This window comes from Micromonospora sp. DT48, assembly GCF_049844495.1.
Taxonomy (GTDB): domain Bacteria; phylum Actinomycetota; class Actinomycetes; order Mycobacteriales; family Micromonosporaceae; genus Micromonospora.
The window spans coordinates 187,216-203,004 of record NZ_JBNCLE010000006.1; the positions used below are offsets into that span (position 1 = coordinate 187,216).

The 15,789-nt window shown below is 71.7% G+C and carries 15 protein-coding genes; 7 read left to right on the plus strand and 8 right to left on the minus strand.

Going from position 1 to position 15,789, the window contains the following annotated elements:
• Positions 1-6: 6 nt before the first annotated feature.
• The 3 genes from ACLQ2S_RS06815 to mqnE form a co-directional block, all read right to left on the minus strand.
• Entirely contained in the window at positions 7-297 is a 291-nt protein-coding gene (locus ACLQ2S_RS06815; RefSeq protein WP_309223124.1) for a DUF4229 domain-containing protein, read from the minus strand.
• Between the two features lie 132 nt (positions 298-429).
• On the minus strand, positions 430-852 hold the full coding sequence (locus tag ACLQ2S_RS06820) for a hypothetical protein (protein ID WP_155217310.1): 423 nt from the start codon (positions 850-852) through the stop codon (positions 430-432).
• Between the two features lie 24 nt (positions 853-876).
• Positions 877-2,046 carry an aminofutalosine synthase MqnE gene (mqnE, locus tag ACLQ2S_RS06825; protein ID WP_155217308.1) on the minus strand — a complete coding sequence of 390 codons (1,170 nt, stop codon included), beginning with the start codon at positions 2,044-2,046 and terminating at the stop codon, positions 877-879.
• A gap of 248 nt (positions 2,047-2,294) precedes the next feature.
• Here mqnE and ACLQ2S_RS06830 point away from each other — a divergent pair, with 248 nt between their 5' ends.
• From ACLQ2S_RS06830 to ACLQ2S_RS06845, 4 genes are all read left to right on the plus strand, one after another.
• Positions 2,295-3,875 (plus strand): C40 family peptidase, encoded by a 1,581-nt coding sequence (locus ACLQ2S_RS06830; protein WP_155217306.1) that lies wholly within the window; start codon positions 2,295-2,297, stop codon positions 3,873-3,875.
• A 213-nt stretch (positions 3,876-4,088) separates the two neighbouring features.
• A complete protein-coding gene (locus ACLQ2S_RS06835; protein ID WP_425701342.1) occupies positions 4,089-5,687 on the plus strand; it encodes a hypothetical protein in 1,599 nt (532 codons plus the stop codon).
• A 221-nt stretch (positions 5,688-5,908) separates the two neighbouring features.
• Entirely contained in the window at positions 5,909-7,435 is a 1,527-nt protein-coding gene (locus ACLQ2S_RS06840) for a DEAD/DEAH box helicase (RefSeq protein ID WP_155217650.1), read from the plus strand.
• Between the two features lie 77 nt (positions 7,436-7,512).
• Complete coding sequence (locus tag ACLQ2S_RS06845; protein WP_155217301.1) at positions 7,513-8,142, plus strand: putative glycolipid-binding domain-containing protein; 630 nt, start codon at positions 7,513-7,515, stop codon at positions 8,140-8,142.
• 43 nt (positions 8,143-8,185) lie between these two features.
• Here the strand turns inward: ACLQ2S_RS06845 and ACLQ2S_RS06850 are convergent, their stop codons facing one another.
• On the minus strand, positions 8,186-9,277 hold the full coding sequence (locus ACLQ2S_RS06850; protein ID WP_425701343.1) for a PLP-dependent cysteine synthase family protein: 1,092 nt from the start codon (positions 9,275-9,277) through the stop codon (positions 8,186-8,188).
• Positions 9,278-9,352: 75 nt separating this feature from the next.
• Positions 9,353-9,814 carry an Lrp/AsnC family transcriptional regulator gene (locus ACLQ2S_RS06855; RefSeq protein ID WP_425701344.1) on the minus strand — a complete coding sequence of 154 codons (462 nt, stop codon included), beginning with the start codon at positions 9,812-9,814 and terminating at the stop codon, positions 9,353-9,355.
• A gap of 268 nt (positions 9,815-10,082) precedes the next feature.
• Between ACLQ2S_RS06855 and ACLQ2S_RS06860 the strand changes: the two genes are divergently transcribed.
• Positions 10,083-10,367, plus strand: coding sequence for a BldC family transcriptional regulator (locus ACLQ2S_RS06860; RefSeq protein ID WP_309223121.1), 285 nt, complete (start codon positions 10,083-10,085; stop codon positions 10,365-10,367).
• A 27-nt stretch (positions 10,368-10,394) separates the two neighbouring features.
• Here the strand turns inward: ACLQ2S_RS06860 and ACLQ2S_RS06865 are convergent, their stop codons facing one another.
• The gene (locus ACLQ2S_RS06865; protein ID WP_155217299.1) at positions 10,395-11,024 is read right to left on the minus strand and encodes a UbiX family flavin prenyltransferase; all 630 of its coding nucleotides are present in this window, start codon (positions 11,022-11,024) and stop codon (positions 10,395-10,397) included.
• Between the two features lie 179 nt (positions 11,025-11,203).
• On the opposite strand from ACLQ2S_RS06865, the gene ACLQ2S_RS06870 reads away from it, so the two are divergent.
• Complete coding sequence (locus ACLQ2S_RS06870) at positions 11,204-12,226, plus strand: terpene synthase family protein (RefSeq protein ID WP_425701345.1); 1,023 nt, start codon at positions 11,204-11,206, stop codon at positions 12,224-12,226.
• Between the two features lie 34 nt (positions 12,227-12,260).
• On the opposite strand, the gene mqnP is transcribed toward ACLQ2S_RS06870, so the two are convergent.
• The gene (gene mqnP / locus ACLQ2S_RS06875) at positions 12,261-13,175 is read right to left on the minus strand and encodes a menaquinone biosynthesis prenyltransferase MqnP (protein WP_155217295.1); all 915 of its coding nucleotides are present in this window, start codon (positions 13,173-13,175) and stop codon (positions 12,261-12,263) included.
• Entirely contained in the window at positions 13,175-14,635 is a 1,461-nt protein-coding gene (locus ACLQ2S_RS06880) for a menaquinone biosynthesis decarboxylase (protein WP_155217293.1), read from the minus strand. The genes mqnP and ACLQ2S_RS06880 overlap by 1 nt, the downstream gene beginning before the upstream one ends.
• A 240-nt stretch (positions 14,636-14,875) precedes the next feature.
• Here ACLQ2S_RS06880 and ACLQ2S_RS06885 point away from each other — a divergent pair, with 240 nt between their 5' ends.
• Entirely contained in the window at positions 14,876-15,763 is an 888-nt protein-coding gene (locus ACLQ2S_RS06885; RefSeq protein ID WP_425701346.1) for a transglutaminase-like domain-containing protein, read from the plus strand.
• The last annotated feature ends 26 nt before the right edge of the window (positions 15,764-15,789 follow it).

Below are 15,789 nucleotides of genomic sequence, written 5' to 3' on the forward strand. Positions count from 1 at the left end.
GGCCGCTCAGCCCTTCTCGTCGGCGGACCGGTCGTCCGCCGCGCCGTCGACCTGGTCCTCACCGGCCAGCGCCGTCCGCAGGCGTTCCTTCTCCACCCGGCGACGCTCGGCGGCGGCGGCCATCTCCTCGGCCATCTCGTCGCGCAACCCCTTGAGCAGGAAGAACGACACGGCGGCGGAGAACAGCAGCGCCAGGATCAGCTTGAGGAAGATGTCCATGTCGACCGGCCACAACGCGGCCACCACGACCACGAACAGGCCGATCCGGCCGAGCGTGTACTTGACCGCCGCACTCACGTTCGTTCGCTCCGCTCGCTCACGTCACCACTTCCGTATCTCCACCGTCCGCGACGGCACTCCGGTAGATCCTGCCCGACCACCCGGTCCACCTGGTCGCCCGGCCTGCCGCACCACCCGGGACGCGGAGTCTCAGCCGGTGCGGTTGGCCAGCCAGCGAACGCCGGGAAACCAGATGACCGCGTAGACCACGGTGAACGTGGTCGCGGCGAACACGCCGGACAGCAACGCCGGCAACCCCGCCGCCGCACCGGCCACCAGCAGCCCGGAGACCACCGCCGTCGCCACCGCCACCAGCCCGGCCACCACCCGGGGCGCACCGAAGCCCCAGGCGCGGAAGTCCTCCCAGAACAGCCAGGCCGGCAGGATCACCGCCAGCCAGCCGTTGGCCTGACCGAACTCACCCGCGCCGAACCAGGCGAACGCCCCGTCGAAGATCGCTAGTACCAGCAGCCCGATGACCACCCCGGCCAGCGCGATCCCCATCAGGTCACCCAGGGTGCGGATGCGCCCCTCGGCGTCCCGACGGGGAAAGGTGCTCTGCTGCTCAGTCATCGTCGTGCCAGGGTACGCGTCGGGTCAGGCCCAGACCTGCTGCGGCTCGGACCGGCGCTCGGCCAGCGTGGGAGCGGCGTCGTACTCGCGGACCACCTCGTAGCGGGTGTTGCGCTCGACCGGACGGAACCCGGCGTCCCAGATGAGGTGCAGCAGGTCGTCGCGGTGCATGGTGTTCGGCGTCCCGTACGAGTCGGCGTCGTGGGTGATCTTGTATTCCACGACCGAGCCGTCCAGGTCGTCCACACCGAAGTTGAGCGACAACTGGGCCACCGACAGGCCGTGCATCACCCAGAAGCACTTGACGTGCGGGACGTTGTCGAACAGCAGTCGGGAGACGGCGAAGGTCTTCAACGACTCGGCCGGTGAGGCCATCGTGGTGCGGGCCTGGATCCGGTTACGGATCTTGCCGTCCGCCGAGTCCACGAAGTCGTGCTGGTAGCGCAGCGGGATGAAGACCTGGAAGCCGCCGGTCTCGTCCTGCAACTCGCGCAGCCGCAGCACGTGGTCGACCCGGTGCCGGGGCTCCTCGATGTGCCCGTAGAGCATCGTCGACGGCGTCTTCATGCCCTTGCTGTGGGCCAGGCGGTGGATGCGCGACCAGTCCTCCCAGTGGCAGGCGTGGTCGACGATGTGCTGTCGGATCTCCCAGTCGAAGATCTCCGCGCCGCCACCGGTCAACGACTCCAGACCGGCGTCCATCAGCTCGTCGAGGATCTCGTCGGCGCTCAGGCCGCTGATCTTCTCGAACCACTGCACCTCGGTGGCGGTGAACGCCTTGAGGTTGACCTTCGGCAGCGCCGCCTTCAGCTCACGCAGCACCTTGGGGTAGTAGCGCCACGGCAGGGTCGGGTGCAGGCCGTTGACGATGTGCAGCTCGGTGAGCTGCTCGTCCTCCATCTCCTTGGCCTTACGAACCGCCTCGTCAATGCGCATGGTGTACGCGTCCTTCTCGCCCGGCTTGCGCTGGAACGAGCAGTACGCGCAGCTCGCGCTGCACACGTTGGTCAGATTCAGGTGCCGGTTGACGTTGAACATCACCCGGTCGCCGTTCATCTCGGTGCGCTTGTGGTGGGCCAGCCGCCCCAACCAGGTCAGGTCGTCGCTGGCGTAGAGGGCGATCCCGTCCTCACGAGTCAGTCGCTCCCCCGCGTACACCTTTGCTTCGAGTTCGCGCTTGAGTCCGGCGTCCATCGAAAGCCCCGTCCCCTTCCACCTGCGGTCGCGACCGGAACGCGGTCGCCACCCGAGCCTACGTCGGCCGTGCTGGCAACTCACATCGTGGGCGTCGCCAGCAGACTCTCAGGCTCCCGTTACCCGTAAGGACATCGACACCGGTGCGCCGGGTGAGGTAAGACAGGGTGGGGCACGACACACACTGGTAGCGTCCCGAACCGCCGCGCGGACCGAGCGTGGCAGAGCAGCGCCGGACGGGGAGCGGGATGATCGACAACGCGGACGGACGGCAGCGGCGACGAGGGCCGGTGATCTCACCGGTGCTACGGCCGGCGCTCTGGTCCGCCCTGCTCGCCGCGGTCGCCAGCGCGGTCCTCGCCACACCTGCGTACGCCGAGCCGGGCGTCCCCGTCACGGTGCCCGACACCGGCTCCCGTCCGGTCGTCACCGGCCAGCTCCAGCTACCCGGCGCGCCCGCCGGCACCACGCCCGGCCTCCCGTCGCTCGACACCCCGGTCGCCAACACGCTGGAAGCCCAGATCAACGCCGCCGAGGCTCGCGTCGCCGAGCTGGGCACCCAGCTACTCGAACTCGAGCAGCAGCGCAACGAGGTACAGGCCCAGTTCAACGCCGCCCAACGGGATCTGGAGTTCGCTCGAGGCGCGGTCCGGCTGGCGCAGCAGCGCGCGGATCAGGTCGCCGCCGAGGCGCTCAAGGCAGCCGCCGCACTGCCGCCCGGCGACTTCGCCTCCGACCTGCGTCACCTGGAGCTGCTCAGCCGGGCGAACCGGGGGGAGAAGGTCGAGCACGCCACCGGCCCGGCCGAGGGTGAGCTGGCCCGCACCCGGGCCGACGAGCAGGTGGCGACACAGGCGTACACGGCCGCCCAGTCCCGGCTTCAGGGCGTCGAGCAGCAGTACACCGCCACCCGGCAGGCGCTGCGCGACGCCGAGGCGAAGCTCATCAAGCTCCGCGACGAGAACGCCGCGAAACTCGTCGAGCTGGCCCGGCAGCAGGAGGCCGCCGAGCAGCAACTCGGCGCCGACTACGTCGACCAGCCGGCCGGCGGCCTGGTCGCCCATCCCGTCGCGCAGGCCGCTGTCGCGTACGCCCGCAAGCAGCTCGGCGACCCGTACGTCTGGGCGGCCGAGGGCCCGGACGCGTTCGACTGCTCGGGCCTGATGTGGGCGGCGTACCGGTCGGCGGGCTACCGGCAACTGCCTCGGGTCTCCCGCGACCAGTACCGCGCGACCCGCTCCCGGACCGTGCCCCGCAATGCTCTCCTCCCCGGTGACCTGCTCTTCTTCGCCTCCGGCAGCAACTGGCAGAGCATCCACCACGTGGGGATGTACATCGGCGGCGGAAAGATGATCCACGCGCCGACCACCGGCGACGTGGTGAAGATCTCCACGGTCCGCTGGTCCCGGCTCTACGCCGCGACCCGGGTGGTGGGCGCGGTTCCGGCACCGACGTCCTCGCCCACCCCGTCGCAGCCGCCGACCCCCACGCCGAAGCCGACGCCCAAGCCCACGCCGAAGCCGACGCCCACCAAGACGCCGAAGCCGACCCCGTCGCCCACCCCGTCGGGCAGCACGACGCCGTCGCCGACCCCCTCGGGCTCCACCACCCCGTCGCCGACCCCGTCGGACTCGACCACCCCGTCCGCGACCCCGTCAGACTCGACCACCCCGTCGGCCACCTCGTCGGCGCCCGCCTCGCCGACCCTCGGTGCCAGTAGCCTCACGCCGACCACCTCCACCGGCACGGTCGATCCGACCACGGGGGCCAGCAGCGCGACGCCGGAGGACAGCGCCTCGGCCAGTCCTTCGGCGGCCAGCGGACGCTGACCCGGCCGGCACCCGTCCCGGACGGCAGGTGCGCACGTCACGGTACAGGTGTGATCGGTAACCACTGATGTCCGATTTGTCGGCCGCCGATGACACCTGGAACGGGGTATGCGCTCTGGGTGTGCCGCGCGGGTGGAATGTGGCACGGTGTCTCTCAGGCATTCCCGGTCCCGGCGGTACGGGTCCGGTTGCGAGCGTGGCGCGGAGGCGACGATGACGGAGCACGAGGTTCCGGCGGGACCGGTCAGTCCGGCCCCCACCCCCACCGCCACCGCCGAACAGAGCGCCGGCACCGCCCCGGCACCGGCAGGGAACGAGGCCGCCGCCGAGGCTGCGGAAACCTCGTCGCCCGCTGCCCGTGCCACGGCGGGTGCCGCCGACCATCGGTCGATACCGGCCCGAGGCCGGGCAGGAGTCGCCCGGGTAGCGGTACCCGGCAGTGTGGCCCACGGCGAGCCACCGGTCGGCACGCCCGGATCTGGCGGGGGAACCACCTACCGCGCCACCGCCACCGCCGAACCGGTGGCGGGCGGAGCTGTCGCCGCTCCCGCAGCAGCGGCGGGCGGAGCTGTCGCCGCAGCACCGGCAGCGGTGACGGGTGGAGCCGTCGCCGGTCCCGCAGCGGTGGAGGGCAGCGTCGCCGCAGGTCCCGCCGCAGCGGCGGCGGTGACCGGGAAGGCGAGTGTCCCCGGGCAGCGGGAGGCGGCCTCGCCGGACCGGGAGGCCGGATCATCGAAACCGGCGCGGGCCAGCGTCCGGGTACCAGGCATCAGCCGGGTGAGCGCGGACGAGGCGCAGTCGGCCGGAGGCGGCGGCAAGGCGAGCGGCGTCTACCGGTCCGCGCCGACCGAACCGAAGCCGGTCACGCCGCCGGAGCCCGCCCAGCCACGCGAGCCGGCCGAACCACCGACACCACCCACCCCTGAGCCGGAGCCCGCTCCCCGCCCGCCGACACCCGAACCGACCCCACCAGCGCCGGCCCCCACCCCGGCGCCCGTACCGGCCCCACCCGCGCCGACCCCGCCACCGCCAGCACCGACCCCACCGCCTGGGCCGTACCCTCCGGAGCCGCCGCCCGGCCCCCGGCCCACGCCACCGGTTCCCGGGCCACCGACGCCGCCGCCCGGCCCTCCGGTGCCCCCGCCGCCACCGCCACCGGGCCCGATGCCGGCACCACCGTTTCCGCCTCCTCCGGCGACCGCCGGGGCCGCGCCTTCCGCCGCACCGTCGCGGGCGGTCCCGCCCACCGGTGGGGGAATCGCTGCGGCACCTGTCGTACCGGCCCCGGCCCTGCCGGTCTGGCCGCCACCGACCACCCCCGCCGGGCGTCGGGACGACCCGGCGCCCATCTCACCGGCGATGGCACCACGACCCTCGGCGCGTCCGGGCCTCCGTCCGGGCTCGACCACCCCGATCGCCGCCGTCACCACGCCGGAGACCGGCCCGGGAACGATCCGACCGTCGGCCGGATCCGAGCCCACCGCCCGGGTGGGGACCGGCGCTCCGGCGACGCCGCACGTCGCGCCGCCCCAGGGGCACCGCCCCGGAGGTACCGACCTGAGCGCGTACTACGCCGGAGGGGAGAGTTCCGCGACGGTGGCCTTCCCGGCCGGGGAGGAGAACTCCGGCTCGTTGACCGGGCACATCCTGGCTCAGGGCTGGGCGGACACGGCCAGCGAGAAGTCCAGCAGCACGCTGCGCGTGGTGATCCTGATGGCCATCGCGCTGGGGGTGTTGGTGGCGATCAGCGTCTTGGTGGTGCTCTTCGCGAACAACGCGCTGTCCGGCTTCGGCAGCGGCCTGACGGGGTGACCGAAGGCTCGCGGAGGGTGGTGAGTCCGCCCACTACCCGACTCCACGGCGCGTGGGCCGCCGCCGCTCGCCGTACACTGGGCAGCGATCATTGACCTGGCGCGTGACCACGCGCCCATGGGCGATCTTGCGGAAGATCCGGCGGCCATGGCCGCAGCGGGACATCGCGAAGATGCGCCCCGCTTGAAAGGCAGTTCTTGACCACCTCCGCTGACCTCAGCATGCCCCCGTTCTCTCCCGACCTTCCCGCCGCGCCGCAACCGGCCGGCACCACCACCCCCGACACCCCGGTCACCTTCGGCACGCTGGGGCTTCCCGCGCCGCTGGTCCGCGCCCTCGACCGGCAGGGCATCACCACTCCGTTCGAGATCCAGCAGGCCACCGTGCCCGACGCGCTCGCCGGGCGCGACGTGCTGGGTCGTGGGCAGACCGGCTCCGGCAAGACCCTCGCGTTCGGGCTGCCGCTGCTGGCCCGGATCGCCGCCGGTGAGCGGGCCCGCCCCCGGCGGCCACGCGCGCTGGTCCTGGTGCCCACCCGGGAACTGGCCATGCAGGTCAACGAGGCGCTGCTGCCGCTGGGCAAGGCGGTCGGCGTGTTCCTCAAGACCGCCGTCGGCGGCGTCCCGTACGACCGGCAGATCGATGCCCTGCGGCGCGGGGTCGAGGTGGTGGTGGCCACCCCGGGTCGGCTCGCCGACCTGATCGACCGGGGTGTCTGCCAGCTCGACGACGTCGAGATCACCGTGCTCGACGAGGCCGACCAGATGGCCGACATGGGCTTCCTGCCCGAGGTCACCGAGTTGTTGGCGAAGACGCCGGCCGACACGCAGCGGCTGCTCTTTTCGGCCACGTTGGACGGTGACGTCGACGCGTTGGTGCGGCGGTTCATGACCGACCCGGTCACCCACTCGACCGCACCGCCGACCGCAGCCGTGTCCACCATGGACCACCACCTGCTGCTCATCCCGCCGCAGGACAAGTTCCCGGTGACCGCGTCGATCGCCGCGCGGGCGGGCCGGACCATCGTGTTCGCGCGTACCCAGTTGGGTGTGGACCGGCTGGTCAACCAGCTCGCCGCCGTGGGCGTACGCGCCGGTGGGCTGCACGGCGGCAAGACCCAGCGGATGCGTACCCGCACCCTGGCGGAGTTCCGCGAGGGGCGGACCAGCGTCCTGGTCGCCACGGACGTCGCGGCCCGGGGCATCCACGTCGACGGTGTCTCCCTCGTGCTGCACGTCGACCCGCCGAAGGACCCGAAGGACTACCTGCACCGCGCTGGGCGTACCGCCCGAGCCGGTGAGGCCGGTGCGGTGGCCACCCTGGTGCTCCCGAAGCAGCGCCGCACCACCCTGGCGATGCTGGAGAAGGCCGGTGTGGAGCCGGCCCAGGCCCGGGTACGCGCCGGTGACCCGGTCCTGGCCGAGCTGACCGGGGCGCGGGAGCCCAGCGGGGTGCCGGTGCGGGACGAGCCGGAGCCGCCGCGCCAGCGCAGCAGCAGCCGACCGGGTGGACCCCGCCGCTTCGGCGACCGGCCCACCGGGGAACGCCGTTACGCCGACCGTGGTCACCGGGGCGACCGCCGCTACGCGGAGCAGGCACCGGGCGACCGTCGCTACCACGACCACCCGCGCGGCGAGCGTCGTTTCGGCGGTGAGCGGGGCGGCCGGTCGGAGGGTTGGAGCCAGCGCGAACGGCCGCGCGAGGACCACCGAGGTACGGGCGGCCGATCGCGGGCCCACAGCTACTGACCTGGGCGTTTCGCTCGCGGTGCTGGTCTTCGGCGCATACGCTGCCCGGCTCGTCCGGGTGGCGTAACGTCCGGCTCATGTCGACCACGCCGAAGTCGTTGCTGTGGACCCGTACGGATACCGCGGGTGCCGAGCACGCCGTGGTCGACGACGGCCACGGGCTGACGGCGCAGGGCACCCAGGTGGCCGTCGACCCGGTTCCCTACACCTGTCGTTACCAGGTGACCACCGACACCGACTGGACGAGTGTCCGTCTGGAGGCCGAGGTCGAGGGAGCCGGGTGGCGGCGCAGCGTACGCCTTGAACGGGCGACGCGACGATGGCGGGTGACCGCCGCCGAGCAGGGTGATCTCGACGCGGTTCTGACCGCCGCCGGGCACGCCCCGGCCGGGCTGCCCGGCGTGGAGGACCAGGATCGGCTGGCCGACGCCCTGGACGTGGACCTGGGCGGCTCGCCGTTGTTCAACACCCTGCCGCTGCGTCGACTCGGCCTGAACACCGCGCCTCCGGACACCGCCCACTCGGTAACCGTGGCCTGGGTGCTGCTGCCCAGCCTGACCGTGCTGCCCACCGAGCAGCTGTACACCGGGCTGGGCCCACACCGGTTCCGCTACGCCAGCGACGGTTTCAGCGCCGAGGTCGAGGTGGACGCCGACGGCTACGTCCTGCGCTATCCCGGCCTGGCCGAGCGCGCTCCCACCCGCTGAGCTGACCACCACCCGGCCACGCCCTCGACGGCCCGCCGGTGGCTCAGGTCGGCCAGGAGCCGTCGGTCAGGAAGCGGTCGATGGTGGCCAGGTGTGGCGTCAGATCGAGGCCCTGCTTGGCCACCCACTCGTCGGCGTAGTAGGTGTCGGCGTACCTGTCGCCCGCGTCGCAGATCAGGGTGACCACCGAGCCCGTACGGCCGGCGGCCAGCAGTTCGGCGATCAGGCCGAAGGCGCCCCACAGGTTGGTGCCGGTCGAGCCACCCACCCGTCGGCCCAGCACCGCCGAAGCGGCCCGCATGGCCGCCAGGGACGCCGCGTCGGGCACCCGCACCATCCGGTCCACCACCGAGGGCAGGAACGACGGCTCGACGCTCGGGCGGCCGATGCCCTCGATCCGGGAGCCTCGGCCGGTCCGCACCGACCAGTCAGCCGCCTGCCAGGCGGGGTAGAACGCGGAGTTCTCCGGATCGACCACGCAGAGCTTGGTGGGCAGCCGCCGGTAGCGGGCGTACCGGCCGATGGTGGCGCTGGTGCCGCCGGTGCCCGCGCCGACCACGATCCAGGCCGGTATCGGATGCCGCTCCAGGGCGAGCTGCGCGTAGATCGACTCGGCGATGTTGTTGTTGCCGCGCCAGTCGGTGGCCCGCTCGGCGAAGGTGAACTGGTCCATGTAGTGCCCGCCGGTGTCCTCGGCGAGCCAGCGTGCCTCGATGACCACCTTCGCCGGGTCCTGGACGAGGTGGCACCGGCCGCCCTGGAACTCGATCTGGGCGATCTTCTCGGGCGAGGTGGAGGCGGGCATCACCGCGATGAAGGGCAGCCCCAGCATCCGGGCGAAGTACGCCTCGGAGACCGCCGTGGAACCGGACGACGCCTCGATGATCGTGGTGCTCGGCCCGATCCAGCCGTTGCACAGCCCGTACAGGAACAGCGAGCGGGCCAGCCGGTGCTTCAGCGAGCCGGTCGGGTGGACCGACTCGTCCTTGAGGTAGAGGTCGATCCCCCACTGCCGGGGCAGCGGGAACGGCAGCAGGTGGGTGTCGGCGGACCGGTTCGCGTCCGCCTCCACGGCCGCGATGGCCTCGGTCACCCACCACCGGCTGGCCTCGTCGCACCGGTCGAGTTGAGTCACGCCGGAAACCTAGCAGCCGACCTGCGGCAGCGGGCTCAGGCGGTCGGCGGCAGGCTCAGGCGGTCGGCGGCAGGCTCAGACCGTCGGCGGCGGAGCGACCGGCGGCGGGCGGTTCTCCCACTTGGTCGACAGGGCGATGCCGGTACGGGTGGAGGCGACCCCGGGTGTCCGGTTCAGCCGGACGATCAACTGCTCCAACTCGGCGATGGTGCCCACCCGCGCCTTGAGCAGGAAGGATTCGACACCGGCCATGAAGTAGCAGGATTCGATCTCGGGCATCGCCCGGAACGCCTCCAACACGTCGTCGGTGTCCGCCCCGGAGTCCTCCACGATGCCGATCAGGGCGGTCACGCCCAGTCCGATGGTCTCCGGCTCGACCTCGGCGCGGTACGCCCGGATGACGCCCCCGGATTCCAGCTTCCCGACCCGCTCGTGCACCGCCGGGGCAGACAGGCCGACCTGTCGGGCAAGTTCGGCGTACGACAGCCGGGCGTTGCTGCGGAGCAGGTCCACGAGGTTGAGGTCGATGGCGTCCACGGACTGTGACCCTAGTCGGCAGGGCGTAACACCCGGACTCCGGCATCCGTTTGACCTGGCAGCGGGTGACAGTTCGCATACCCGGGGTTCGGAGGGCGTGACGCCGGTACCATTTACTAACTTCCCACTCAGTGCGTTTTTCGCGTTTGGCGGACACGCCAGGTCGCTGGTGCTGTAATTGCCATACGTCCCTCATGACGGCTCTGGGCTCGCACCGGCCGGGGGCAGTGTGTTCAGCCGGGGGCTTCGTCGACGCGAGGAGGGGGCTGTGGACACTGGAGATCGCCTGCTGACACCGGGTGAAGTCGCCGCACTGTTTCGGGTTGATCCGAAGACTGTGACGCGATGGGCGGCGGCGGGTCGGATCGGGAGCATCCGGACTCCAGGAGGGCATCGCCGGTTTCGGGAATCCGAGGTGCGGGCCCTGCTTGAAGGGGAGGGCATGCTGGACGAGGCGGAGGAGATGGGTAAACCGCGTAACGCGGGCCCGACCGCCTCGACCGGCCCGGTCGGCCCGGCGAATGCCGGCCCGGCGAACGCCGGGATGTACTGAAGTGCGGGTCGGGACGCGGACCGGCCGTCAGGTCCGGTCCGCGTTCAACTTCCCGGCCCAGCGCGTGAACAGGGTGTGCGGCACGTCGAGGGCGTCGAGCACCTTGCCCGCCACGAAGTCCACCAGCTGGGCCGCGGAGGCCGCGGCACCCGCACCGTAGAAGCCGGGACTGGCTGGCAGCACCACAGCACCAGCGTCGTGCAGCGCGATGAGATGTTCCAGGTGGCTCCGGGTCACCGGCGTCTCGCGGGGCACCACCACCACGCGTCGCCGTTCCTTCAGGTTCACCTCGGCCGCACGCTGCAACAGGTCCTTGGACAGGCCGATGGCGATCCCGGCGCATGCCGCCGTGCTGGCCGGCACCACCACCATCCCGCGTACCGGGTAGGAACCGCTGCTCGGCCCGGCCGCGAGGTCACCGGCAGGCCAGTGCCGCAGGTCGGCCGCGCCGATGTCCCGCCCGAGCCAGCCGGCCAGGTCCTCGGCCCAGTGGCCGTCCCGGAACGGCCGTCCGGTCTCGTCGAGGACAGTCAGCCGGGCCGCCCGGGAGACGATCAGGTCCACCGGCTGCCCGGCGTCGAGCAGGCCGCGGATGACTGCCGCCGCGTACGGGGTGCCGGAAGCCCCGGACACCCCGACCACCCATGGTTCGCGCATCCCCCCAGCCTGCCTGGTCACCCGTGGTCTGGGTCGGGCACCCCGCCCGCGTGTCCTAGGTGCCCGTGATCACCGCAGGTCGGACCGTTACATCGCCGATGCCCGACGGGTCTGCGCGGGCCACCGTGGGCTGTCATGCTGCCGGGTACGCGGGCGTGGGCGGGCGGAGAGGAAGTATGATGACCGACGAGATCATCTCGTCGTCGGCCCACGGTGCCCACGACGTCCTGGCGGCCCTGCGGGCCGCCTGTCCCATCCCGGCACGGCTTTCCCCGCACGCCGACGACGTGCAGGGTTGGCTGGTCTCCGAGCTGCCGTGGGACGCGCCGACCCGTGAACGGCTGGGGCTGGCCGGTTTCGCCCGCTACGCGGGTCGGCTCTATCCCGACGCCACCGAAGCCGACCTGCGCGTCCTGACCGCGTTGTTCACCTGGTTCTTCCTGGTCGATGACGCCTGCGACTCCGCCGACCGCAACGCTCCGGAGGAGATCCGCGCCCTGCGCGACGGAGCGGTCGCGCTGCTGCACGGCGGCACCCGGCTGCGGCACCCGGGGCTGATCGGTCCGCTCCGTCGGCTGCTGGTCCACGCCTGGCGGGAGCCGTACCGCCGGATGCCCGCCTGCTGGCGGCTGCGGTTCGCCGACGCGGTCGCCCACCACCTCGACGGCACCTGGCAGGAGGCGGTCAACAAGACGAACGGGCACGCGCCCGGTGTCGAGGAGTACGTCGAGCTGCGCCGGGCGACCTCGGCGGCGTACGTGTCGTATCCGCTGGTGGAGTTCGTCAGCGGCCGACCGCTGCCCGACGCGGTCTACCACCACCCTCGGCTGGGTCAGCTGCGCGCCGTCGGCAACGACCTGCTGTCCTGGTACAACGACATCGCCTCGCTGGACCGGGACGCGGCGGTGTCCGGCGGTCACAACCTGGTGCTGGCGTTGGCCGCCGCGCACCGCCTGCCGCTGGCCGCCGCCGTCGAGTTGGCGGCCGAGCGCTGGCACGACTCGATGCGCCGGTTCGTCAGCCTGCGCGACTCGGTGCCCTCGTTCGGTCCGGCGTTGGACCCGGCGGTCACCGCCCACCTCGACGGGGTGGCCCGAGCCGTGCGCGGCACCGTCGACTGGACCATGGAGAGTGCCCGCTACGCCCTAGCGAAGGAAGGGCCCCTTCCTAACGCCTCCGGTATAGGAAGGGGCCCTTCCTAACACCGCGCACCTGCGGGCGTCCGGGCGGCCGCGCTCAGGGGCGCAGGCCGAGCCGGACGACCAGGTCGAGCAGGGCGAAGGCGAACAACGCGATCCCGACGAACCCGTTGGCGGTGAAGAAGGCCCGATTGACCCGGCTCAGGTCGGTCGGCGTGACCACCAGATGCTGGTAGGCGAAGGCGACGGCGGTGAGTGCCAGCCCGATCCACCAGAGCCAGCCGAAGCCGACCAGCACGCCGAACCAGCCGAACAGCGCGAAGGTGACCACGTGCGCCACCGTGGAGGCGTGCAGCGCGAAGCGGCGACCGTACCGGGCCGGCACGCTGTGCACACCGATCTCCCGGTCCACCTCGTCGTCCTGGCAGGCGTAGATCAGGTCGAAGCCGCCGATCCACAGCCCGACGGCCACGCCGAGCAGCCAGGCCGGTCCGGAGCCGGCGAGGGTGCCGGTGACCGCGAGCCAGGCGCCGACCGGCCCGACCATCTGGGCCACGGCCAGGATGGCGTGCGGCCAGTTGGTGAACCGCTTGCCGTAGGGGTAGACCACCAGCGGCACCACGGCCAGCGGCGCGAGCACCAGACAGAGCGGGTTGAGCAGGGCGGCGGCGACCAGGAAGACCACCAAGGCGACGCCCGCGCCGGTCCAGGCCGTGCGCAGGCTCACTGCCCCGGTCACCAGTTCCCGGTTGGCGGTACGCGGATTCCGCGCGTCGATCTTGCGATCCAGGATCCGGTTCGCGGCCATCGCGAACGTCCGCGCCCCGACCATCGCCACGGTGATCAGCAGCAGGTCGAGCCAGCGCACCCGCCCGCCGTTCACCTGCATCGCGGTCAGCGCGGACAGGTACGCGAACGGCAGCGCGAACACCGAGTGCTCGATCGCCACGAGCTTGAGGAAGGACTTCACCCGCCCGGGGCGTTCGGCGGGCTGCACGGCGGTGGCGGCCATCAGATGCCGTACTCCTTCCACCGCTTGTCGACCAGCGACACGACCTCGGGAGTCATGGTCATCTCCTCCGGCCAGCCCCGGTGGTAGCCCTCCTCGGGCAGCTTGCGGGTGGCGTCGATGCCGGCCTTGCCGCCCCAGAACTGCTGGTACGAGGAGTGGTCCAGGTGGTCCACCGGCCCCTCGGTGAGCAGCAGGTCCCGGGCGTAGTCGACGTTGCCGAACGCGCGGAAGGCGACCTCGCGGTAGTCGTGCACGTCGCAGTCCTCGTCCACGATCACGATCAGCTTGGTCAGCGACATCATGTGCGCGCCCCAGATCGCGTTCATCACCTTCTGGGCGTGCTTCGGGTAGCGCTTGCGAATCGACACGATCGCGCAGTTGTGGAACACCCCCGCCGCTGGCAGGTCGTAGTCGACGATGTCCGGGATCAGGAACCGCAGCAGCGGCGCGAAGATCCGCTCGGTGGCCTTGCCGAGACCGTGGTCCTCCTGCGGCGGCTTCGAGGTGACGATCGAGTGGTAGACCGGGTCACGCTGCATGGTCATCGCCTCGACGTGCAGCACCGGGAACGGCTCGACCGGGGTGTAGAAGCCGGTGTGGTCACCGAACGGACCCTCCGGCAGCCGCTCACCCGGCTCCAGGTAGCCCTCCAGCACGATCTGCGCGTGCGCCGGCACCTGCAAGGGCACGGTCAGGCAGTCGACCATCTCCACCCGCTCGCCGCGCAGGAACCCGGCGAACAGGTATTCGTCGATGTCGGCGGGCAGGGGCGCGCTCGACGCGTAGCTGACCACCGGGTCGCAGCCGATGGCGATGGCGACCGGCAGCCGCTGGCCGAGCCGCTCGGCGACGGCGTGGTGCGCGGTGGAGTTCTTGTGAATCTGCCAGTGCATCCCGAGGGTGTTGTGGCTGTGCTGCTGGAGCCGGTAGAGGCCGAGGTTCCGCTTACCGGTCTCCGGGTGCTTGGTGTGGGTCAGCCCGAAGTTGTGGAAGATCCCGCCGTCACCCGGCCAGACCTGGAGTCCGGGCAGCCGGTTCAGGTCGACGTCGTCCCCCCGGTAGACCACCTGCTGGCAGGGGGCGGTCTTGACCTTCTTGGGCGGCATCGACTTGAGCTGCATCACCTTGCCGAGGCCGCCCATCATGCCGGCGAAGCCCACCGGCAGCTCCGGCTTGAGCATCTCGCCGATCCGGTCACCGATCTCGTCCAGCGACTCGACGCCGAGCGCCATCGCGGTCCGCTTCTCGGTGCCGAACAGGTTGATCGCCAGCGGCATCTCGCCCCGGGTGGGCTGCTCGAACAGCAACGCCGGCCCGTCGGCCCGTACCGTCCGGGTGACGATCTCGCTGATCTCCAGCGTCGGGTCGACCGGGACGCCGACGCGCCGCAGTTCGCCCGCGCGCTCCAGCGCCGCGAGAAAATCCTTCAGATCGGTGTACGGAAAACCACGAGCCGCCATGCCGCAAGTCTCCCCCACCGCCCTGAGGTGTAAGGAAGGGCCCCTTATTAACGCCTGAGGTAGAGGAAGGGTCCCTTCCTAACAGGCGCCCCCGCAGACGGATCACTGCGGGACATCGCGATCCGGCGAATATTGCGATGCTTGTTCCGCCCAGCCGGGCGCAGACCACGCAACCGGCACCCGTGTGCGCAGCTGCGACAGCTACGCCCGCCGTGGCCGGGTTCCCACCAGGAGTGACAGATGGGCCAGGACCGGTCAGACGTCTCCCGCTTCGCAGCGCCGGGTCGGCTGACCTCCGCCGGGTCGTACGCATCACTGCTCGACGCGGTGCCGTCGGATCCGGCGGGGATCGCCCGGACCATCCAGGGGTTGCTGATCCACGAGCACGTCGCCGGGGAGTACGGGGTGACGTTGACCGACGCCGACCGGCAGACCGTGCACCTGCGGCGCGCAGACGAACTGCTCGCCCGGATCGCGGGCTCTCCGGACGACCAACCGCTGACCGTCGCGCGTACCCCGGAACAGCGCATGCCGGGCAACTGTCGGCACTACTCCCTGCTGATGGTCACCGCGCTGCGGGCCCGGGGCGTACCGGCTCGGGCCCGGTGCGGGTTCGGCGACTACTTCGTCGACAACTGGTACGAGGACCACTGGGTGGCGGAGTACTGGAGCACCGAGCAGGCTCGCTGGATCATGGTCGACGCCCAGCTCGACGCGCGCCACCACGAACTCCTCGACCTCGACTTCGACTTCACCGACGTACCACGGGATCGGTTCCTGGTCGCCGGAGAGGCGTGGGCCCGCTGCCGTGCCGGTGCGGCCGACCCGGACGCCTTCGGGCTACACGGGATCAGCGAAGGCGGCTGGTGGTGGATCGCGGGCAACCTGATGCGCGACGCCGCCGCGCTGCACGGGGTGGAGTTGCTGCCGTGGGACGCCTGGGGTGTGCTGCCCGGTCCCTTCGAGAAGGTCGACGATGAGCGGGCGGCCCTCTTCGACGAGCTGGCTCGCCTCACCCGGGAGCCCGACGAGCACGCCGACGAGCTGCGCCTGCTGTACGCGGACAAACGCCTACGCGTCCCCGCCGTCGTCACGAACGGGCTGCGCGCCCGCGACGAACCGATCTGACCCGCCCGGGTTGTACCGCGCTGGCC